The organism is Streptomyces sp. KL116D (genome assembly GCF_030766975.1).
GTDB classification, from domain to species: domain Bacteria; phylum Actinomycetota; class Actinomycetes; order Streptomycetales; family Streptomycetaceae; genus Streptomyces; species Streptomyces longispororuber_A.
The window spans coordinates 129,571-149,215 of record NZ_JASERH010000035.1; the positions used below are offsets into that span (position 1 = coordinate 129,571).

The following is a 19,645-nucleotide window of genomic DNA, read 5'->3' on the forward strand; positions in this document are numbered from 1 at the left end:
GGGGAGCCTAACCTGCCCTCCGATCACTCCTCACCGGTGGGCGACGGCAGTGGCTGCGGCGGACGCAGGCCTACGTAGTGGCCCGACGGCCGCATACGGAGGGGCCGTTCCCCGTACTCCTCCAGGGCGTGCGCGATCCAGCCCGCCGTACGCGCCACGGCGAAGATCGTCTCGCCGGCCTCGGCGGGCATCCGGAACGACGTGGTGAACACGGCCAGCGCAAGATCCACATTGGCGTGCAGATCGGTGTGGCGGGCGGTCGTCGTCACCACGTCGCGCGCTGCGGCCAGCGCGGGCCCGGCCTCGGGCAGCTCCGCCAGGGCCGCGAACAGGGCCTGCGCGCGCGGATCCTCGCCCCGGTACAGGCGATGCCCGAGCCCCGGCACGCGCCGTCCGGCCCGCAGCTCGTCGGCCACCACAGGTCCGGCGCTGCCCCGGTCGAGGACCTCCAGGAGCATCCGGTGGGCCAGACCGCTCGCCGCACCGTGCAGCGGCCCCTCCAGGACGCCCAGGCCCGCGGAGACGGTCGCGTACGCGTGCGCCCTCGCCGACGCGGCGACCCGGACGGCGAGGGTGGAGGCGGCGAGGTCGTGGTCGGCGAGCAGGGCAAGTGCCATGTCCAGTACGCGAAGTGACGCCTCGTCGGGCTCCTCGTGGGTCAGCCGTCCCCACAGGCGGCGGGCGATGGGGGCGCCGTCCTTGTAGGTGGGCCTGCGCAGCGGCAGCGCGGCCGCGAGCGTCGGGATGAGGGAGCGGGCGGCGCCGAGCACGGACTCGTCGGACAGGTCGTAGCGCAGCGGGTCCGCGGTCGCGGCGGCGACGGCGGCCACCCGCAACCGGTCGACGGGGCTGCTGTGTTCGGGCAGGGCCGCCACGGCGCGCCGGGCCGCGGTGAGGGACTCCCCGGGTGCGGTGAAGGTGACGCCGGGGCGCAGCACGCCCGTCCAGAGCCACTCCGCGACCTCCTCGTAGGAGTGCCGGGTCGCCAGCTCCGCCGCGTCGACCCCCCGGAAGAAGTACCGGTCCTCGTCGATGAGGGTGATCCGGGTGCGGACGGACAGCTCGTTCCCGCTCGAAGCCGGCGCGCCCTCCCGCTTGTTGCGCCGGGCGAGGGCCTCGACCTCCGCGGCGTCGAAGGTGCTGCCGCGCCGCCCTTGGCCGCGCCTGCTCGCCAGCTGTCCGCGGCTCACGTACGCGTACACCGTCTCCGGCTTCACGCCGAGCAGTTCGGCGGTCTCCTTGGTGCTCAGCCGACGGCCCTGCTGTGCCGGTGCCGGTTCTTGATCCGTCATGGGCGTCACCGTATCCGCATCACAAGGCATTGATTCAATCAATATTGACAGGATCTGAGTCAAGCATGGACAGTCGAATCAAGTCCAGGGAGGAAACATGCCGATCAACGGGACCACGACCGCCCCCGTCGTCGACGTACCGCGAGGGCTCGCGGGCGTCGTCGTCACCGACACCGCACTCGGGGACGTCAGGGGACGCGAGGGCTTCTACCACTACCGCCAGTACTCCGCCGTGGAGCTCGCGCAGACCCGCAGCTTCGAGGACGTCTGGCACCTGATGATCCACGGCGAACTGCCCGACGCCGCACGGTCGGCGGCCTTCGCCCGCGAGACCGCGGCGCTGCGCGGACTGCCCGACGAGGTGCGCGCGGCACTGCCCGCCGTCGCCCACGCCGGATCGCTGTCCGGCCCCCTCGCGGGGCTGCGCACGGCGCTCTCGCTGTTCGGCGCCTCGCAGGGCTTCCGGCCCGTCTACGACATCGACGCCGACCGGCGCCGCGCCGACACCCTGGCCGCCACGGCGGTGGTCCCCACCATCCTCACCGCGCTGCACCGGCTCGGCGAGGGGCTCGAACCGGTGGAGCCGCGCGCGGACCTGTCGTACGCGGCCAACTACCTCTACATGCTGACGGGCTCGGAGCCGGACCAGGCACATGCCCGGGCCATCGAGCAGTACCTCATCTCAACCATTGATCACGGCTTCAACGCGTCAACGTTCACGGCCCGCGTCATCACGTCGACGGGAGCCGATGTCGCCGCTTGTCTGGTCGGCGCCGTCGGGGCGCTCTCCGGCCCCCTGCACGGCGGGGCGCCCAGCCGCGCGCTCGACACCCTGGACGCGATCGGCACCCCGGACCGCATCGACCCCTGGATTCGTGAGCGGGTCCTCGCGGGTGACCGGATCATGGGCTTCGGGCACCCCGTCTACCGCACGGAGGACCCGCGCTCCCGCATGCTCCGCGGCATCGCGGAACGGTTCGGCGGACCTCTGGTGGAGTTCGCGGTGGAGGTCGAGCGGCACGTCGAGGCGATCCTCGCCGAGCTCAAGCCCGGACGCGAGCTGCACACGAACGTGGAGTTCTACGCGGGCGTGGTCATGGAGCTGTGCGGTCTGCCCCGCACGATGTTCACGCCCACCTTCGCCGCGGCGCGGGTGGTCGGCTGGAGCGCCAACGTGCTGGAGCAGGCCCAGGACTCGAAGATCATCCGGCCGTCGGCGCGGTATGTGGGGGTGGAGCCGCCGGTGGCGGTGCCGCTGCTCGGCTGAGATGCGCGGGGCGGGCGCGGTCGAGGCCGGGCACCGGTGGTGGTGCCCGGCCTCGACGGCGGTAGAGCTCGTCCGGTTCCGGTTCTGGTTCCGGCGCGGTTCCGGTTCCGGGTCGGTTCCGGTTCCGGTTCGGGTTCGGGCTCAGGTCAGGCGGAAGGCGGACCGTCGGGCCCGCCTCCGCTTCCTGGCACGGCGATGTGGATCACGGTCCACCTCGGTCGGTGCAGGCGCTGCCGGGTTCAGGGGCGTGGGTGGCCATCAGGCCTCCGGGATGTCCGCCCGGGCCCGCACCAGAGTGTCGCGCGTGATGACGACGATCCGCTCGTAGTCGGCCCGTGCGGCATCGGATGGCAGCTCGGCGTCGAGCTTGTCGGTGGCATCCGTGCCGATGACGGCGAAGTTGCCGTCGGCGAGCTCGAAGATGTCGGGGCAGGTCTGCCCGGAGGCGCTACCGCGCTCGCGGGGAGACGCGCCGATGCGGCGGACGATTTTCAAAGGGATCCCGGTCCTTGGCACTGGGTTGGCAGAAGCGGGCCACACAGTAGCCGGTCGCGGGGTGCACCGTAGGTGCGCGATACGCCAACTGGGTTCAATCGCAGGGTGGTTCGCCGATCACCCACCACTCGTCCGTGTCGGCCTCGTCCAGATCCAGCAGCAGCCGCTCCACCATCCGGCCGAGCTCGGCCTCGTCCGAGGTGCCTTCGAGGCTGGCACGATGGTGCCGGGTGGCGACCAAGTAGTCGCGGACGATCGGGTTCTGGCAGATGACCCGTAGGTGACCGTAGAGCTCCCGCCGGCTCATGGCGCCGATGCGGTGGAAGTAGAGGGCGTTCGTGTACAGCGCGTTGGCGAACAGGAACTGCCGCTGCCGCTCCGGCGACACGGCCTCCTCGTAGGTGTCGAGGACCGCGGCCAGGGCGGGATCGTCCATCGCCTTGCACAGCAGGTCGAAGTGCAGGCGGTGCTGTTCGGTCAGTGAGGCGTGCCGGCGTCGGCGGGCCAGCAGCGACCCGACGGTCGTGGTGGCTCCGGCCGCCATCGCGGCGGCGAGAGTGCGTGCTCCGTAACTCCTTGTGGCCATGTGAACCCCCGATTCAGGCGACCGTGCGCCGGTCGTCGGGTGCGGGGCGACGGAGACGGAGACCGGCGAGCAGTGGGCGGCGCGCTTGCCGTCTCCCAGGGTGCCGAGCGGCTCTGATCGGCGGGGAGGCGGAGAGGAGGCGCACGGATGCACGGACCGTGTAAACCGGCGCCTCTCCAACGTGTGCCCAATGGGCAGCGCTAACAATCGTTCACTTCGCTCGCTTTCTGCGCGCTCGTATCCTGGGTCGGCATTCACCCTTCGTACGAGAGCCGGCCCGCGGGCCGGCGCGCGCTTCGGCGCGAGAGAGGTCGCGTTGAGCAAGGCGAGCCCGCAGCAGATCCCCGTCGTCGTCCTCGCGGGCTTCCTCGGATCGGGGAAGACCACGCTCCTGAACCACCTGCTGCACCGCAGCGGCGGCACCCGGATCGGCGCGATCGTCAATGACTTCGGGGCGATCGAGATCGACGCGATGGCGGTCGCGGGACAGCTGGGCGACTCCACCGTCTCGCTCGGCAACGGATGCCTGTGCTGCGCCGTGGACGCCAGTGAACTTGACGTCTATCTGGACAAGTTGACCGGCCCCGTCCATGACGGTCATGTCATGGACGTCATCGTCATCGAGGCGAGCGGCATCGCGGAACCCCAGGAACTCGTGCGGATGGTCCTCGCGAGCGAGAACCCGCGGATCGTCTACGGAGGGCTGGTCGAGGTCGTCGACGCCGCCGAGTTCGACGCCACGAGGGAGAAGCATCCCGAGGTGGAGCGCCACCTCGGGCTCGCCGACCTCGTCGTGGTGAACAAGGGCGACCGGGTCGCCCCGGACGAACAGGAGCGCGTCCTGGGAGCCGTGCGGGTGGCAGCGGGCCGCGCCGCCGTCGTGACCGCCTCGTACGGCCGGATCGACCCGGAACTGCTCTTCGACTGCCGTCCCTCGGAGGAGCGGATCGGACAGCTGTCCTTCGACGACCTCCACCGGCACGACGAGAGCGAGGCGCACGACGCGCATCTGCACGCCGCCTACGAGAGCGTCGCCTTCACCTCCGAGGTGCCCATGGACCCGCGCCGCCTGATGACGTTCCTCGACGGCAGGCCCGACGGGCTCTACCGGATCAAGGGGTACGTCGACTTCGGGGCGGGCGACCCGCGCAACCGGTACGCGGTGCACGCCGTCGGGCCGTTCCTGCGGTTCCGGCCGGAGCCGTGGCCCGCCGGCGGGCCACGGCTGACGCAGCTCGTCCTCATCGGCGCGGGCATCGACACGGCCGCGCTCGGCACGGAACTCGACGCCTGCAGGAGCGAAGCCCCACACACCGTCGACGAGCACGGCATGTGGGGCGTTCTCCGCTACGTACAGGAGAAGGGCGAAGCGGCCGAGGAGCCGCGGGACCTCTAGGCCGGTCCCGCCACCACCGCCACCGTCTTCGGGAGCGAGACGCCCGAGCCGTCGCGTCGCGGGTCCATCTCGGGCAGCTCCGCCGGCATGCCGTTCTTCTGCGACGCGCGCGCGGGCACCGGGCCCGCCCAGCCCAGGCTCAGGCAGTCCTCGCCCTTCAGGAACCGCTGGCAGCGCACACCGCCGGTCGCCCGGCCCTTCCTCGGGTACTGGTCGAACGGCGTGAGCTTGGCCGTCGTCTGCACCGAGTCGTCGAGCGTGCCGCGCGAGCCCGCCACCGTGAACACCACCGCGTCGGCCGCGGGGTCGACCGCCGTGAACGAGATGACCTTCGCGCCGGTCGCCAGCTTGATGCCGGCCATGCCGCCCGCGGGACGGCCCTGCGGACGCACCACGGACGCCTGGTAGCGCAGCAGCTGCGCGTCGTCCGTGATGAAGACCAGGTCCTCCTCGCCGGTACGGAGCTCGACCGCCCCCACGATCCGGTCGCCGTCCTTGAGGGTGATGACCTCCAACTCCTCCTTGTTCGACGGATAGTCGGGGACCACACGCTTCACGACGCCCTGCTCCGTGCCGATCGCCAGACCCGGGGACGACTCGTCCAGGGTCATCAGACAGACGACCGTCTCGTCGGCCTCCAAGGAGGAGAGGAACTCGGAGATTGGGGCGCCTCCGGAGAGGTTCGGCGCGGACGCCGTCTCCGGGAGCTGCGGCAGGTCGATGACGTTCAGCCGCAGCAGCCGGCCTTCGGAGGTGACCGCGCCGATCTCGCCGAGGGCCGTCGCCGGCACCGCGGAGACGATCAGGTCGTGCTTGGTGCGCTTGCCGTCCTCGTCCGCGCCGAAGGGCTCGCCGTTCGCCGTGCGGGCCAGCAGGCCGGTCGACGAGAGCAGCACGCGGCACGGGTCGTCCGCCACCTGGAGCGAGACCGACGCCACCGGCGCGCCCGCCGACTCCAGGAGCACCGTGCGCCGGTCGGAACCGAACTTCTTCGCCACGGCGGCCAGTTCGGTGGAGACCAGCTTGCGCAGCTCGGTGTCCGAATCCAGGATGCCGGTCAGCTCGTCGATCTCGCCGTTGAGCTTGTCGCGCTCCGACTCCAGCTCGATGCGGTCGAACTTGGTGAGGCGGCGCAGCGGCGTGTCCAGGATGTACTGCGTCTGGATGTCGCTCAGCGAGAAGCGCTCCATCAGGCGCTCCTTGGCCTGCGCGCTGTTGTCGCTGGAGCGGATGAGGCGGATGACCTCGTCGATGTCCACCAGGGCGACGAGCAGGCCCTCGACCAGGTGCAGCCGGTCCTGCTTCTTGCTGCGGCGGAACTCGCTGCGGCGGCGCACGACCTCGAAGCGGTGGTCCAGATAGACCTCGAGGAGCTCCTTGAGGCCGAGCGTGAGCGGCTGACCGTCCACCAGCGCCACGTTGTTGATGCCGAAGGACTCCTCCATCGGCGTCAGCTTGTACAGCTGCTCCAGGACGGCCTCCGGCACGAAGCCGTTCTTGATCTCGATGACCAGGCGCAGGCCGTGCTCGCGGTCCGTGAGGTCCTTGACGTCGGCGATGCCCTGGAGCTTCTTCGAGCCGACCAGTTCCTTGATCTTCGCGATGACCTTCTCGGGGCCGACCGCGAAGGGCAGCTCGGTGACGACGAGGCCCTTGCGGCGCGCCGTCACGCTCTCCACCGAGACCGTCGCGCGGATCTTGAAGGTGCCGCGGCCCGTCTCGTAGGCGTCCTTGATGCCGGACAGGCCGACGATCCGGCCGCCCGTGGGCAGGTCGGGCCCCGGGACGAACTTCATCAGCGTCTCGAGGTCGGCGCCCGGGTGCTTGATCAAGTGCCGGGCGGCGGCGATCACTTCGCCCAGGTTGTGCGGCGCCATGTTGGTCGCCATGCCGACCGCGATGCCCGACGCGCCGTTCACCAGGAGGTTCGGGTACGCCGCCGGGAGGACCAGCGGCTCCTGCTCCTGGCCGTCGTAGTTCGGCGCGAAGTCGACGGTGTTCTCGTCGATGGACTCGGTCATCAGGGACGCCGCGGCGTCCATCTTGCACTCGGTGTAACGCATGGCGGCCGGGCGGTCGTCGTTGCCCAGCGAGCCGAAGTTGCCGTGCCCGTCCACCAGGGGCACGCGCATGGAGAACGGCTGGGCCAGGCGCACCAGGGCGTCGTAGATCGACGCGTCGCCATGGGGGTGCAACTTACCCATGACCTCGCCGACCACGCGAGCGCACTTCACGTAGCCGCGCTCGGGGCGCAGGCCCATCTCGTTCATCTGGTAGACGATCCGACGGTGGACGGGCTTCATCCCGTCGCGGGCGTCGGGCAGGGCGCGAGAGTAGATGACCGAGTACGCGTACTCCAGGTAGGAGCCCTGCATTTCGTCGACCACGTCGATGTCGAGGATCCTCTCCTCGAAGTCGTCGGGCGGCGGGGTCTTCGTGCTGCGGCGGGCCATCGCTGCTGCGGCTCCTTCACCAACATGAACGGGTACATGAACGAGAACTGTCGCGGACCATTGTGGACCGCCCCACTGACAACGCCGATCGCGACCCGTCCGTAGCGGGTCGCGGGCGGCCCCCGGAAGGGTCCCCGTGCTCGCTTACGGCGTAGCCCGAGCGGGAACTTCGCCAGGTGTCAGCACGCTTGCATACAGTGGCAGGACTGGCAGCAGTTCTGTGGTTTGCTGCGTATTTCGCGTTCTCCGCGATCGAAGGGACGTACATGCCCATGGGTCACACGGCCACCGCCGAGGCCGGCTCCGGCGGCCTGACAGCGACCGAGCACCGGCTGGCCAACGGCCTGCGCGTGGTGCTCTCCGAGGATCACCTGACCCCGGTCGCGGCGGTCTGCCTCTGGTACGACGTCGGCTCGCGCCACGAGGTCAAGGGCCGCACGGGCCTGGCTCACCTCTTCGAGCACCTGATGTTCCAGGGCTCGAAGCAGGTGCACGGCAACGGCCACTTCGAACTGGTCCAGGGCGCGGGCGGCTCGCTCAACGGGACGACGAGCTTCGAGCGCACGAACTACTTCGAGACCATGCCCACCCACCAGCTGGAGCTCGCGCTGTGGCTGGAGGCGGACCGCATGGGCTCGCTGCTGGCCGCCCTCGACGACGAGTCGATGGAGAACCAGCGGGACGTGGTGAAGAACGAGCGCCGCCAGCGCTACGACAACGTCCCGTACGGCACGGCGTTCGAGAAGCTGACCGCCCTGATGTACCCCGAGGGCCACCCGTACCACCACACGCCCATCGGCTCCATGGACGACCTGGACGCGGCCACTCTTGAGGACGCGCGGAACTTCTTCCGCACCTACTACGCGCCCAACAACGCCGTGCTGTCGATCGTCGGCGACATCGACCCGCAGGAGACCCTCGCCTGGGTCGAGAAGTACTTCGGGTCCATCCCCGGCCACGACGGCAAGCCCGCCCCGCGCGACGGCGCCCTGCCCGACGTGATCGGCGGGCAGCTCCGCGAGGTCGTCGAGGAGGAGGTGCCGGCCCGCGCCCTGATGGCCGCCTACCGGCTCCCGGGGGACGGCACGCGCGCGTGCGACGCCGCCGACCTCGCCCTGACCGTGCTGGGCGGCGGCGAGTCGTCGCGGCTCTACAACCGGCTGGTGCGCCGTGACCGCACCGCTGTCGCCGCCGGGTTCGGCCTGCTGCGGCTCGCCGGGGCGCCCTCCCTGGGCTGGCTGGACGTGAAGACCTCCGGTGACGTCGAGGTGCCGGTCATCGAGGCGGCCGTCGACGAGGAGCTCGCCCGGTTCGCCGAGGAGGGCCCGACGGCCGAGGAAATGGAGCGCGCGCAGGCCCAGTTGGAGCGCGAGTGGCTGGACCGGCTGGGCACGGTCGCGGGCCGCGCCGACGAACTGTGCCGGTTCGCCGTCCTGTTCGGCGACCCGCAGCTCGCCCTGACCGCCGTACGGCGCGTCCTCGAGGTGACCGCCGAGGAGGTCCAGGAGATCGCCAAGGCCCGCCTGCGCCCCGACAACCGCGCGGTCCTCGTGTACGAGCCCACGGCCCCGGCCGAGACCGACACCGAGACCGACGCCGATACCGCCGAGAACGCTGAGGAGGCGGGCCGGTGACCGAGCAGCTCGCGATCATGGACTTCCACCCGCAGCCGCAGGCGGGCGCGCCCAAGCCGTGGGCGTTCCCCGCCCCGCAGCGCGGCACGCTCGACAACGGCCTGACGGTGCTGCACTGCCACCGCCCCGGCCAGCAGGTCGTCGCGGTCGAGATCAACCTCGACGCGCCGCTGGACGCGGAGCCGAAGGGCCTCGACGGCGTCTCCACGATCATGGCGCGTGCCTTCAACGAGGGCACCGACAAGCACTCCGCCGAGGAGTTCGCGGCGGAGCTGGAGCGCTGCGGCGCCACGATGGACGCGCACGCCGACCACCCCGGCGTCCGCGTCTCCCTCGAGGTGCCGGTCTCCCGGCTGCCCAAGGCGCTCGCCCTGCTGGCCGACGCCCTGCGGGCGCCCGCCTTCGCCGACAGCGAGATCGAGCGTCTCGTCCGCAACCGGCTGGACGAGATCCCGCACGAGAGCGCCAACCCGGCCCGCCGCGCCGCCAAGGAGCTCTCCCGGCAGCTCTTCCCGGCCGGCGCGCGCATGTCGCGCCCGCGCCAGGGCACCGAGGAGACCGTCACCGCCATCGACGCGGCGGCCGTGCGCGCCTTCTACGAGAAGCACGTGCGCCCCGCCACCGCGACGGCGGTCGTCGTGGGGGACCTGACGGGCGTGGACCTCGCCGCACTGCTCGCGGACACCCTCGGCGCCTGGACGGGTGACACGGCCGAGCCGCGCCCCGTGCCGCCGGTCACCGCCGACGACACCGGCCGCGTCGTGATCGTGGACCGCCCGGGAGCCGTGCAGACGCAGCTGCTCATCGGCCGCATCGGACCCGACCGGCACGACCGCGTGTGGGCCGCGCAGATCCTCGGCACGTACTGCCTGGGCGGCACCCTCACCTCCCGCCTGGACCGGGTCCTGCGCGAGGAGAAGGGCTACACCTACGGGGTGCGCTCCTTCGCCCAGGTGCTGCGTTCGGCGCCCGACGGCACGGGCGCGTCGATGCTCGCCATCAGCGGCTCCGTGGACACCCCGAACACGGGACCGGCGCTCGACGACCTCTGGCAGGTGCTGCGCACCCTGGCGGCCGAAGGCCTCACGGACGCCGAACGGGACACGGCGGTGCAGAACTTGGTGGGCGTGGCCCCGCTGAAGTTCGAGACCGCCGCGGCCGTCGCGGGCACGCTCGCCGACCAGGTCGAGCAGCACCTGCCGGACGACTTCCAGGCGCAGCTGTACCGCCAACTGGCGGCCACGGGCACCGTGGAGGCCACCGCGGCGGTCGTGAGCGCCTTCCCGGCCGACCGCCTGGTGACGATCCTGGTGGGCGACGCCGCGGCGATCGAGGAGCCCGTCAAGGCCCTCGGCATCGGCGAGGTGACCGTGGTCACCGGCTGACCCGTGCCGCCCTGCTGAACACCCTGCTGAACCCGGAGCCCCGGAGGCCATACAGGTCTCCGGGGCTCCGTGGTGTCCCTCACGTCCCTTCTTGTCCGCCCTCGGATCGAACAAGGGTCACGTATGTCCGAATTGGGGCGGAGGTTGCCTGTCTGCTCTGTGGCATGCACTACAAAAGCCGGGATCCGTTTGTCGATCGAAAGATGTCCCGCTTAGCGTCGGTCCGGCTGTCCGCCAGACACACGTCGCGCCCGCGACACCGGACAGTCATCGCCGAGTCCCCCGTGGCGCGAGCCAGGGGAGCCGGGGACCCACCGCAGTCCCTGGGGTGAATCGGACGCTCTTTCCGGCCGTGAGGCGGGGGAGGGGGCCCGTAGGAGACCTTCCTGCTCCGAACCCGTCAGCTAACCCGGTAGGCGAGAGGGAAGGAAAGGACCAGCCCCTTCATGGCGTTCACCCGTGCCACCGGGAAGCACCGTCGTCCGAGCCGTCTCACGCGAACCACCGCGCACGTCGCGGGTGTCGCGGCGCTCACCACGACCGGTGTCATCGGAGGCCTCGCCGCCCCCGCTCTCGCCGCCGACAACGCGGCCGCCGAGCAGAACGGCCTCACCCAGGCGATAGCCATCGGCGACTCGCTGGCCGACCAGATCGACGCGCAGGCCGTCGCGCAGAAGAAGGCCGCCGACGCGGCCGCGGCCAAGGCGGAGGCCGAGAAGAAGGCCGAGGCCGAGGCCAAGAAGAAGGCCGAGGAGGCCAAGCGCGAGGCCGAGGCGAAGGCCAAGAAGGAGCGCGAGGCCAAGGAGCGCGCCGCCCGTGAGGCCGAGCGCAAGCGCCTGAACACCTACGTGGCGCCCATCTCCGGCTCGTACGTCTCCACCGCCTACAAGGCGAGCAGCGGCCTGTGGTCCTCCGGCAGCCACACCGGCATCGACTTCCACGCGGCGAGCGGCACCTCGGTGCACGCCGTCGGCATGGGCACCGTCGTCGAGGCCGGCTGGGGCGGCGCGTACGGCAACAACATCGTGATCAAGATGAACGACGGCACGTACACCCAGTACGGTCACCTGTCCTCCATCGGCGTCTCCGTGGGTCAGTCCGTCACCCCGGGCCAGCAGATCGGCCTCTCCGGCGCCACGGGCAACGTCACGGGCCCGCACCTCCACTTCGAGGCCCGCACCGGCCCCGACTACGGCTCGGACATCGACCCGGTCGCGTACCTGCGCTCGCACGGCGTGGGCGTCTGACGCACCGGCGACAGCATCATCCGAAAGCCCCGGCTCACCGAGCCGGGGCTTTCGCGTGCGCGGACCTCGCCTGGCCAAAAAATATCCCTGGATTCCGGCCCGCCGTCGGAAATTCGGGAACGGTGGAATAGAGTCGATGGGCAGGCGCGCTGACCGGGTGTTCATCGCGTTCGCACGGGCGTCAATCGACCGCGTTTCGCGGGGATTAAGGCGGAGGTCGGGTCATGCGCATTCCCGCGCACTCGGTATGCACGGCCATCCGCGACGACATCGTCGCGGGTGTCTACGAGCGCGGCGGCAGGCTCACCGAGGAACAGCTCGCGCGCCGCTACGGAGTCTCGCGCGTGCCGGTCCGCGAGGCGCTGCGCACCCTGGAGGCGGAGGGGTTCGTCGTCACGCGCAGGCACGCGGGCGCGTGCGTGGCCGAGCCGACCGAGCGGGAGGCCGCCGACCTCCTGGAGATCCGCATGCTGCTGGAACCGCTGGGCGCCGCCCGGGCCGCGCAGCGCCGCACCGACGCCCACCTCAAGGTCCTGCGCGGCCTGGTCAGACTGGGTCAGGAGCGGTCCAGGGGCGGTCAGAGCGAGGATCTGCGCTCGCTGGGCGGCTGGTTCCACGAGACGCTCGCCCAGGCCTCGGGCAGCCCCGGACTGATCGCCCTGCTCACCCAGCTGCGGCACAAGATCGCGTGGATGTACGCCGTGGAGAGCCCGGCCCAGCCGGCCGAGTCCTGGGCCGAGCACGGCGCGATCGTGGACGCGGTGGCCCGCGGCGACGCCGAGCGGGCCCGCTCCCTGACCGCGCTGCACACCGAACGGGCGACCGCGGCCCACCGGCTGCGGGTCCCCCGCGCGGGCGAGCGCGTGAGGACTTCGCAACATGCCGTAAACACGGCGGGCCTTCAGCATTAACAGGGGAGCCGTATACAAAGGGATACGGTATTCGCCGCACGACCGCGGAGTGATTTCCGCTGCCCATTCCGAGAATGGGTCCGGATATTCGAGTTCTCGGTGCGATTGCTTTGTGTTGTCGTGCGGACCGGGTGAATTCCGCGCCCGGGTGCGCGAACCGAAAAGCGGAAACGACAGAGCCGCGCGTCCCCGAAGGGAATCGCGCGGCTCTGCCGACCGATGGGGTCAGACGGTCTCGGGGAGCTCCTCGAGACCCTCGGCGACCAGCTTCGCCAGACGGTCGAGGGCGGCGTCCGCGCCCTCGGCGTCGGAGGCCAGGACGATCTCCTCGCCACCCTGGGCGCCCAGGCCGAGCACCGCGAGCATGGAGGCGGCGTTGACGGGGTTGCCGTCGGCCTTGGCGATCGTCAGGGGGACGCCGGCCGCCGTGGCCGCGCGGACGAAGATGGAGGCGGGGCGGGCGTGGAGGCCCTCGGCCCAGCCGACGTTGACGCGGCGCTCAGCCATGTGATGCTGCCCTTCAGGTGTCTCACGGTTGTCTAGACCATTCTCACACACCGTCGAACGTGCTCGACGCGGACCCGGGTCCCGTAAGGCAAGGGCCCCGGGTCCCCCTCAGCCTGCCTCCCACACGCGCGGGACGCGACCCGTACCGCCGACACACGCTTGTCGGTGACCCGCCCTACTCTTGCGGCATGGAGACCCCGTCGGACCGGCACGCCTACCCCGCCCACTGGGAGGCCGACGTGGTGCTGCGGGACGGCGGCACCGCGCGGATCAGGCCCATCACCACCGAGGACGCCGACCGCCTGACCAGCTTCTACGAGCAGGTCTCGGACGAGTCGAAGTACTACCGCTTCTTCGCGCCCTATCCACGACTGTCCGCGAAGGACGTCCACCGCTTCACCCATCACGACTACGTGGACCGGGTCGGCCTGGCCGTCACCGTGGGCGGCGAGTTCATCGCGACCGTGCGCTACGACCGGATCGACGCACGGGGCATGCCCGCGTCCGCGCCCGCCGACGAGGCGGAGGTCGCCTTCCTCGTGCAGGACGCCCACCAGGGGCGCGGCGTCGCGTCCGCCCTGCTGGAGCACATCGCCGCGGTCGCCCGTGAGCGCGGCATCCGCCGGTTCGCCGCCGAGGTGCTGCCCGCCAACACCAAGATGATCAAGGTGTTCCGGGATGCCGGGTACACCCAGAAGCGCAGCTTCGAGGACGGCGTCGTCCGCCTGGAGTTCGACCTGGAGCCCACGGAGGCGTCGCTCGCCGTGCAGCGCGCCCGCGAACAGCGCGCCGAGGCCCGCTCCGTGCACCGCCTCCTCGCACCCGGGTCCGTCGCCGTGATCGGCGTGGGCCGCGCACGAGGAGGCGTGGGGCGCAGCGTTCTCGACAACCTGAAGGACGCGGGCTTCACCGGCCGCCTGTACGCGGTGAACAAGGCGTTCCCCGACGACCTCACCGACATCGACGGCGTCCCCGCCCACCGCTCCGTACGGGACATGGACCCGGCCGACCACGTCGACCTGGCCGTCGTCGCCGTGCCCGCGCCGGACGTCCCCGAGGTCGTCGCCGAGTGCGGCGAGCGCGGCGTCCAGGGCCTGGTCGTGGTCTCCGCCGGATACGCGGAGAGCGGCGCCGAGGGCCGCGAGCGCCAGCGCGAACTGGTCCGCCAGGCCCGCACCTACGGGATGCGCATCGTCGGACCGAACGCCTTCGGGATCGTCAACACCTCGCCCGACGTGCGGCTCAACGCCTCACTGGCCCCCGAGATGCCGCGCCCCGGCCGCATCGGCCTGTTCACCCAGTCCGGTGCCATCGGCATCGCCCTCCTGTCGCGCCTGCACCGGCGCGGCGGCGGAGTCACCGGGGTCACCGGGGTCTCCACCTTCGTCTCCGCGGGCAACCGCGCCGACGTCTCCGGGAACGACGTCCTCCAGTACTGGTACGACGACCCGGACACCGACGTCGCCCTGATGTACCTCGAATCGATCGGCAACCCGCGCAAGTTCACCCGCCTCGCCCGCCGCACCGCGGCCGCCAAGCCGCTCGTCGTCGTCCAGGGCGCCCGGCACAGCGGCATCGCACCCACCGGGCACGCGGTCCGCGCCACCCGCCTCCCGTACGCCACCGTCTCCGCGCTGCTGCGCCAGGCGGGCGTCATCCGCGTCGACACGATCACCGAACTCGTGGACACCGGGCTCCTGCTGGCCCGCCAGCCGCTGCCCGCGGGCCCCCGCGTCGCCATCCTCGGCAACTCCGAGTCGCTCGGCCTGCTCACCTACGACGTGTGCCTCTCCGAAGGGCTGCGCCCCAAGCCCCCGAGGGACCTGACCACCGCCGCGTCCGCGGCGGACTTCCGCGCCGCCCTCGAAGAGGCCCTGGCCGACGACAAGACCGACGCGGTCGTCGTCACCGCCATGCCGGCCGTGGGCGAGGACTCCACCGAGGACGCGGAGCTGGCCGCCGCCCTGAGCAAGGCCGCCGCCACCGCCCCCACGAAGCCGGTGCTCGTCGTCCACGTGGAGCTCGGCGGCCTGGCCGAGGCCCTCTCCGCCGCCGCCAGCACCGGCCCGAACGCGCCCGAGGCGCCCCGCCCGGCCCAGACCGCCCCCGAGACGCCGGAAGGCACCCCGCGCCTCATCCCCGCCTACCCGGCGGCCGAGCGCGCCGTCCACGCCCTCTCCGAAGTGGTCAAGTACGCCCAATGGCGGCGGGACGCGGCCGAGCCGGGCAAGGTGCCCGAGTACGACGGCATCGACGAGCAGGGCGCCGCCACCCTGATCACCGAACTGCTCGCGAAGGAGGACGACCCGCGCGGCCTCGACCTCGCCCCGGACGACGCCCGCGAGCTGCTCGCCCGCTACGGCATCGACGTACGCCGCACCCTGCCCGCCCCGGACGTCGACCGGGCCGCGCAGGCCGCGCGCACCCTCGGCTACCCCGTGGCCCTGAAGACGACGGCCCCGCACCTGCGGCACCGCGCCGACCTGGGCGGCGTACGCCTCGACCTGGCCGACGAGACCGATCTGCGGCGGGCCTACGAAGAGCTGACCGAACACCTCGGCAAACCCGCCGAGCTGCGGCCCGTCGTCCAGGCGATGGCGCCGCGCGGGGTCGACACCGTGGTCCGCGCCGTCATCGACCCGGCGGCCGGGGCGGTGCTCTCCTTCGGGCTGGCCGGCGCGGCCTCCGAGCTGCTCGGCGACACCGCCCACCGGCTGATCCCGGTGACCGACCGGGACGCACAGTCGATCGTCCGCTCCATCAAGACGGCCCCGATCCTGTTCGGCTGGCGCGGCGCCGCCCCCGTCGACACGCCCGCCCTGGAAGAACTGCTGCAGCGCGTGTCCCGGCTCGTCGACGACCATCCCGAGGTCGTCGGCGTCACCCTCGAACCGGTCGTCGTCGCCCAGCACGGACTGACCGTGCTGGGCGCCTCCGTCCGGCTCGCGCCACCGCCCGCCCGCGACGACCTCGGACCCCGCACGCTGCCCGTCGCGTACTGACCGACACGCCGGGGAAACGCCTCGACCGAGGGTTATCCACAGGGGCAACGGCAGTCTCTTCCCGGGCCTTAGGATGGACACCATGGCCAAGACCAGTACGACGACCCAAGGGCTGCGAGCGGCGATCGAGCGCAGCGGCTACTACCCGGCCCTCGTGGCCGAGGCGGTGGAGGCCGCGGTCGGCGGCGAGCCCATCTCGTCGTACCTCGTGCACCAGGAGACCACGTTCGACGCGAACGAGGTCCGCCGGCACGTCACCGTCCTGGTCCTGACCGACACCCGCTTCATCGTCAGCCACACCGACGAGCAGGCGGCCGACACCACGTCCCCGACGCCGTACGCGACGACGTCCACCGAGTCCGTGAAGATCGGCCGGATCTCGTCGGTCGTGCTCAGCCGCGTCGTCGCCAACCCGGAGAAGTACGTCCCGGGCACGCTGCCCCGCGAGGTCGTCCTCACCATCGGCTGGGGCGCCGTCTCCCGCATCGACCTGGAGCCCGCGGCCTGCGGCGACCCCAACTGCGAGGCGGACCACGGCTACACGGGCAGCTCGACCGCCGACGACCTGAGCCTGCGCGTCAGCGAGGCGGGCGACGGCCCGGAGACCGTCCGGCAGGCGCTGGCCTTCGCCCAGGCGCTGTCCGAGGCCACCGCGGACGCGGGACGCTGATGACGCAGGCCGCCTGGGACGACGTAGAGCCGCTGCCCGTCCACTCCGCTCCCGTCCCGGCGTACGGCACCGGATCGCTCGCCGACCTGCTGCCCACCCTCGGCGCCCACCTGGGCGTCCCCGACTGCACGGCCGCGATCCCGGAGCTCGCTCCGGTCGACCGCGTCTGCGTCTTCCTCATCGACGGCCTCGGCTGGGAGCAGCTGAAGGCGCATCCGGACGAGGCCCCGTTCCTGAGCTCGCTCATAGCGTCCTCGCGCGGCGGCACCGGTCGGCCGATCACCGCCGGATACCCGGCGACCACCGCCACCTCCCTCGCCTCCGTCGGCACGGGCCTGCCGCCCGGCGCCCACGGCCTGCCGGGCTACACCGTGCGCAACCCGGACACCGGCGCCCTGATGAACCAGCTCCGCTGGAACCCGTGGACGAAGCCGCAGACCTGGCAGCCGTACCCGACGATCTTCCAGCGCGCCCACGCGGCCGGCGTGCACACGGCCCAGGTCTCCGCCCCGGCCTTCGAGTCGACACCGCTCACCAAGATCGCCCTGAGTGGCGGCACCTTCTACGGGCGTCTCTCCGGCGAGGACCGCATGGACCTGGCCGCCGAGCAACTGGCGGCGGGGGACCGGTCGTTGGTCTACACGTACTACAGCGAGGTCGACGGCAAGGGGCACCGCTTCGGCCTCGACTCCGACGCCTGGCGCGGCCAGCTCATGTACGTGGACCGGCTCGCCCAGCGCCTCGCGGAGCAACTGCCGCCGCGCAGCGCCCTGTACGTGACCGCCGACCACGGCATGGTCGACATCGCCTTCGACGAGCAGTCCCGGATCGACTTCGACGAGGACTGGGAACTGCGCGCGGGCGTCGCCCTGTTGGGCGGCGAGGGCAGGGCCCGCCACGTGTACGCGGTGCCGGGCGCGCAGGGCGACGTCCTGGCCGTGTGGCGCGAGGTCCTCGGCGAGCAGTTCTGGATCGCGAGCCGGGACGAGGCGATCGCGGCCGGCTGGTTCGGCCCGCACGTCGACGAGCGGGTGTACGGGCGCCTCGGCGACGTGATCGCCGCGGCCCGTGACGACGTGGTCATCATCGCCTCGCAGACCGAGCCGAAGGAATCCCTGATGGTGGGCAACCACGGCTCCATGACCCCGGCGGAACAGCTCGTACCGCTCCTCGAAGTACGTTCCTGACGCCCGCCCCGCTCCGACCGCCCCGACCGTCCCGCTCCGCCCTGCCGCCCCACCCCTTCCCTCACTCGAAAGGTGCTCGACTCCCCATGCCCGAGCTGGTGTTCTTCTCCGGAACCATGGACTGCGGAAAGAGCACCCTGGCTCTGCAGATCGAGCACAACCGGTCCGCCCGCGGCCTGCAGGGCATGATCTTCACCCGCGACGACCGGGCCGGTGAGGGAAAGCTCTCCTCGCGCCTGGGCCTGGTCACCGACGCCGTCGAGGTCGCCGACGACCTGGACGTGTACGCGTACGTCGTCGAGCACCTCTCGCAGGGCGGCAAGGTGGACTACGTGATCGCGGACGAGGCGCAGTTCCTCGCGCCCGGCCAGATCGACCAGCTGGCCCGCGTCGTCGACGACCTCGACCTGGACGTCTTCGCCTTCGGGATCACCACCGACTTCCGCTCCAAGCTGTTCCCCGGCTCGCAGCGCCTGGTCGAACTCGCGGACCGGGTGGAGACGCTGCAGGTCGAGGCCATGTGCTGGTGCGGGGCGCGGGCCACGCACAACGCGCGCACCGTGGGCGGCGAGATGGTGGTCGAGGGCGAGCAGGTCGTCGTCGGCGACGTGGGGACGCCCGTCGAGACGGTCGGGTACGAGGTGCTGTGCCGCAGGCACCACCGCAAGCGGATGACCAGCGCCTCCGCGCGCGCCGCCGCGCTGTCGCCGGACGTGCTGCCGGTGACGTCCTCGGCCTGACGTCCTCGGCCTGACCTCATGGCCTGACTCCTTGGCCTGACCTCTTCGGCCCGGCCTTCTCGGCCTGGCCTCCTGCGTCAGACGTTCTGCGCCTGGCCTCGTCCGCCTGGTCTCGTCCGCCCGACCAGGTCGGCTCGGCGCCGGTCAGACGCCCCCGCGCAGCAGCCGGGACAGGCCGAGGGCGGCCGTCCGCACCGCGGGGGCCAGCTGGGCGGGCCGGTAGCGGGCCCGTGGCACCGCCACGGAGAGCGCCGCGACGGCGGTGCCGCCCGCGAACACCGGCGCGGCGATGCAGCTGACGTCCTCCGCCGCCTCCCGCTCCTCGTAGGCGAGACCCGAGACCTGCGTCTTCTCCAGCGCCGTGCGCAGCTGCTCCGGATCGGTGATCGAGTACGGGGTGAGGCTCGGCAGCGGGTGCGACAGCACCTCCTCGGTGAGCTCGGCGCCCGAGAACGCGAGCAGCGCCTTGCCCACTCCGGTGCAGGTCAGCGGGAGGCTGCCGCCGATCCGGGAGGGCAGCCACGGGGAGTCGTGGCCGTGGATGCGCTCCAGGTACACCACGTCGAGCCCCTCGCGCACGCCCAGGTGGACCGTCTCGTGCGTGGCCTCGAAGAGGTCCTGGAGGAACGGCAGCGCCGTCTCCCGCAGATCGCGGCGGCCCGGCACCAGCGAACCGAGCTCGAACAGCTTCGCCCCGAGCCGGTAGTGCGGACCCGAGCGCTCCAGCCAGCCGAGCCGGACCAGATCCGCCGTGAGCCGGTGGGCCGTGGGCTTGGCCAGACCAGTCCGCTCCACGAGTTCCGACAGGCGGAACGGGCCGCCGCCCGGCAGGAAGCTTTCCAGGATCAGGGCGGACTTCTGCAGCATGTTGCC

Annotated in this window: 16 protein-coding genes and 1 riboswitch; of the genes, 10 read left to right on the forward strand and 6 right to left on the reverse strand. The window is 71.7% G+C overall.

What is annotated here, in order from left to right; all coding sequences use genetic code 11:
* Positions 1-23: 23 nt before the first annotated feature.
* Positions 24-1,292 (reverse strand): citrate synthase, encoded by a 1,269-nt coding sequence (locus RBJ77_RS13790; RefSeq protein ID WP_372345275.1) that lies wholly within the window; start codon positions 1,290-1,292, stop codon positions 24-26.
* 97 nt (positions 1,293-1,389) lie between these two features.
* Here RBJ77_RS13790 and RBJ77_RS13795 point away from each other — a divergent pair, with 97 nt between their 5' ends.
* Positions 1,390-2,559 carry a citrate synthase/methylcitrate synthase gene (locus tag RBJ77_RS13795; RefSeq protein WP_372345276.1) on the forward strand — a complete coding sequence of 390 codons (1,170 nt, stop codon included), beginning with the start codon at positions 1,390-1,392 and terminating at the stop codon, positions 2,557-2,559.
* A 258-nt stretch (positions 2,560-2,817) separates the two neighbouring features.
* On the opposite strand, the gene RBJ77_RS13800 is transcribed toward RBJ77_RS13795, so the two are convergent.
* Both RBJ77_RS13800 and RBJ77_RS13805 read right to left on the reverse strand, forming a co-directional pair.
* Positions 2,818-3,054 carry a hypothetical protein gene (locus RBJ77_RS13800; RefSeq protein WP_255970395.1) on the reverse strand — a complete coding sequence of 79 codons (237 nt, stop codon included), beginning with the start codon at positions 3,052-3,054 and terminating at the stop codon, positions 2,818-2,820.
* 94 nt (positions 3,055-3,148) lie between these two features.
* The gene (locus RBJ77_RS13805) at positions 3,149-3,640 is read right to left on the reverse strand and encodes a DUF6082 family protein (RefSeq protein WP_372345277.1); all 492 of its coding nucleotides are present in this window, start codon (positions 3,638-3,640) and stop codon (positions 3,149-3,151) included.
* Positions 3,641-3,956: 316 nt separating this feature from the next.
* Between RBJ77_RS13805 and RBJ77_RS13810 the strand changes: the two genes are divergently transcribed.
* Positions 3,957-5,036 (forward strand): GTP-binding protein, encoded by a 1,080-nt coding sequence (locus tag RBJ77_RS13810; protein WP_372345278.1) that lies wholly within the window; start codon positions 3,957-3,959, stop codon positions 5,034-5,036.
* On the opposite strand, the gene RBJ77_RS13815 is transcribed toward RBJ77_RS13810, so the two are convergent.
* Positions 5,033-7,489 (reverse strand): DNA topoisomerase (ATP-hydrolyzing) subunit A, encoded by a 2,457-nt coding sequence (locus RBJ77_RS13815; protein ID WP_255970404.1) that lies wholly within the window; start codon positions 7,487-7,489, stop codon positions 5,033-5,035. The two genes, RBJ77_RS13810 and RBJ77_RS13815, sit on opposite strands and share 4 nt — an antisense overlap.
* Before the next feature lie 266 nt (positions 7,490-7,755).
* On the opposite strand from RBJ77_RS13815, the gene RBJ77_RS13820 reads away from it, so the two are divergent.
* The 4 genes from RBJ77_RS13820 to RBJ77_RS13835 all read left to right on the forward strand — a co-directional run bounded on the left by RBJ77_RS13820 (position 7,756) and on the right by RBJ77_RS13835 (position 12,666).
* On the forward strand, positions 7,756-9,123 hold the full coding sequence (locus tag RBJ77_RS13820; protein ID WP_372345279.1) for a M16 family metallopeptidase: 1,368 nt from the start codon (positions 7,756-7,758) through the stop codon (positions 9,121-9,123).
* Positions 9,124-9,140: 17 nt separating this feature from the next.
* Positions 9,141-10,508, forward strand: a complete 1,368-nt coding sequence (locus RBJ77_RS13825) for a M16 family metallopeptidase (RefSeq protein WP_372345457.1) — start codon at positions 9,141-9,143, stop codon at positions 10,506-10,508.
* A gap of 261 nt (positions 10,509-10,769) precedes the next feature.
* Positions 10,770-10,942, forward strand: a riboswitch (cyclic di-AMP (ydaO/yuaA leader).
* Between the two features lie 12 nt (positions 10,943-10,954).
* Complete coding sequence (locus RBJ77_RS13830) at positions 10,955-11,755, forward strand: M23 family metallopeptidase (RefSeq protein WP_372345280.1); 801 nt, start codon at positions 10,955-10,957, stop codon at positions 11,753-11,755.
* 224 nt (positions 11,756-11,979) lie between these two features.
* Entirely contained in the window at positions 11,980-12,666 is a 687-nt protein-coding gene (locus RBJ77_RS13835) for a GntR family transcriptional regulator (protein ID WP_372345281.1), read from the forward strand.
* A gap of 225 nt (positions 12,667-12,891) precedes the next feature.
* Here RBJ77_RS13835 and RBJ77_RS13840 read toward each other — a convergent pair whose 3' ends face one another.
* Positions 12,892-13,173 carry an HPr family phosphocarrier protein gene (locus RBJ77_RS13840; protein WP_105968582.1) on the reverse strand — a complete coding sequence of 94 codons (282 nt, stop codon included), beginning with the start codon at positions 13,171-13,173 and terminating at the stop codon, positions 12,892-12,894.
* A 188-nt stretch (positions 13,174-13,361) separates the two neighbouring features.
* On the opposite strand from RBJ77_RS13840, the gene RBJ77_RS13845 reads away from it, so the two are divergent.
* From RBJ77_RS13845 to RBJ77_RS13860, 4 genes are all read left to right on the forward strand, one after another.
* A complete protein-coding gene (locus RBJ77_RS13845) occupies positions 13,362-16,175 on the forward strand; it encodes a GNAT family N-acetyltransferase (RefSeq protein ID WP_372345282.1) in 2,814 nt (937 codons plus the stop codon).
* A 73-nt stretch (positions 16,176-16,248) separates the two neighbouring features.
* Positions 16,249-16,845 (forward strand): DUF5998 family protein, encoded by a 597-nt coding sequence (locus RBJ77_RS13850; RefSeq protein ID WP_372345283.1) that lies wholly within the window; start codon positions 16,249-16,251, stop codon positions 16,843-16,845.
* A complete protein-coding gene (locus RBJ77_RS13855) occupies positions 16,845-18,032 on the forward strand; it encodes an alkaline phosphatase family protein (RefSeq protein ID WP_372345284.1) in 1,188 nt (395 codons plus the stop codon). The genes RBJ77_RS13850 and RBJ77_RS13855 overlap by 1 nt, the downstream gene beginning before the upstream one ends.
* 86 nt (positions 18,033-18,118) lie before the next feature.
* The gene (locus tag RBJ77_RS13860; RefSeq protein ID WP_255970427.1) at positions 18,119-18,772 is read left to right on the forward strand and encodes a thymidine kinase; all 654 of its coding nucleotides are present in this window, start codon (positions 18,119-18,121) and stop codon (positions 18,770-18,772) included.
* A 144-nt stretch (positions 18,773-18,916) separates the two neighbouring features.
* Here the strand turns inward: RBJ77_RS13860 and RBJ77_RS13865 are convergent, their stop codons facing one another.
* Complete coding sequence (locus RBJ77_RS13865) at positions 18,917-19,639, reverse strand: IclR family transcriptional regulator (RefSeq protein ID WP_372345458.1); 723 nt, start codon at positions 19,637-19,639, stop codon at positions 18,917-18,919.
* Between the last annotated feature and the right edge of the window lie 6 nt (positions 19,640-19,645).

Excerpts from the sequence above, each read along its gene's own strand:
- RBJ77_RS13790 (WP_372345275.1), bottom strand. The coding sequence starts at position 1,292 with ATGACGGATCAAGAACCGGCACCGGCACAGCAGGGCCGTCGGCTGAGC.
- RBJ77_RS13795 (WP_372345276.1), top strand. The coding sequence starts at position 1,390 with ATGCCGATCAACGGGACCACGACCGCCCCCGTCGTCGACGTACCGCGA.
- RBJ77_RS13805 (WP_372345277.1), bottom strand. The coding sequence starts at position 3,640 with ATGGCCACAAGGAGTTACGGAGCACGCACTCTCGCCGCCGCGATGGCG.
- RBJ77_RS13815 (WP_255970404.1), bottom strand. The coding sequence starts at position 7,489 with ATGGCCCGCCGCAGCACGAAGACCCCGCCGCCCGACGACTTCGAGGAG.
- RBJ77_RS13820 (WP_372345279.1), top strand. The coding sequence starts at position 7,756 with ATGCCCATGGGTCACACGGCCACCGCCGAGGCCGGCTCCGGCGGCCTG.
- RBJ77_RS13825 (WP_372345457.1), top strand. The coding sequence starts at position 9,141 with ATGGACTTCCACCCGCAGCCGCAGGCGGGCGCGCCCAAGCCGTGGGCG.
- RBJ77_RS13830 (WP_372345280.1), top strand. The coding sequence starts at position 10,955 with ATGGCGTTCACCCGTGCCACCGGGAAGCACCGTCGTCCGAGCCGTCTC.
- RBJ77_RS13835 (WP_372345281.1), top strand. The coding sequence starts at position 11,980 with ATGCGCATTCCCGCGCACTCGGTATGCACGGCCATCCGCGACGACATC.
- RBJ77_RS13840 (WP_105968582.1), bottom strand. The coding sequence starts at position 13,173 with ATGGCTGAGCGCCGCGTCAACGTCGGCTGGGCCGAGGGCCTCCACGCC.
- RBJ77_RS13845 (WP_372345282.1), top strand. The coding sequence starts at position 13,362 with ATGGAGACCCCGTCGGACCGGCACGCCTACCCCGCCCACTGGGAGGCC.
- RBJ77_RS13850 (WP_372345283.1), top strand. The coding sequence starts at position 16,249 with ATGGACACCATGGCCAAGACCAGTACGACGACCCAAGGGCTGCGAGCG.
- RBJ77_RS13855 (WP_372345284.1), top strand. The coding sequence starts at position 16,845 with ATGACGCAGGCCGCCTGGGACGACGTAGAGCCGCTGCCCGTCCACTCC.
- RBJ77_RS13860 (WP_255970427.1), top strand. The coding sequence starts at position 18,119 with ATGCCCGAGCTGGTGTTCTTCTCCGGAACCATGGACTGCGGAAAGAGC.
- RBJ77_RS13865 (WP_372345458.1), bottom strand. The coding sequence starts at position 19,639 with ATGCTGCAGAAGTCCGCCCTGATCCTGGAAAGCTTCCTGCCGGGCGGC.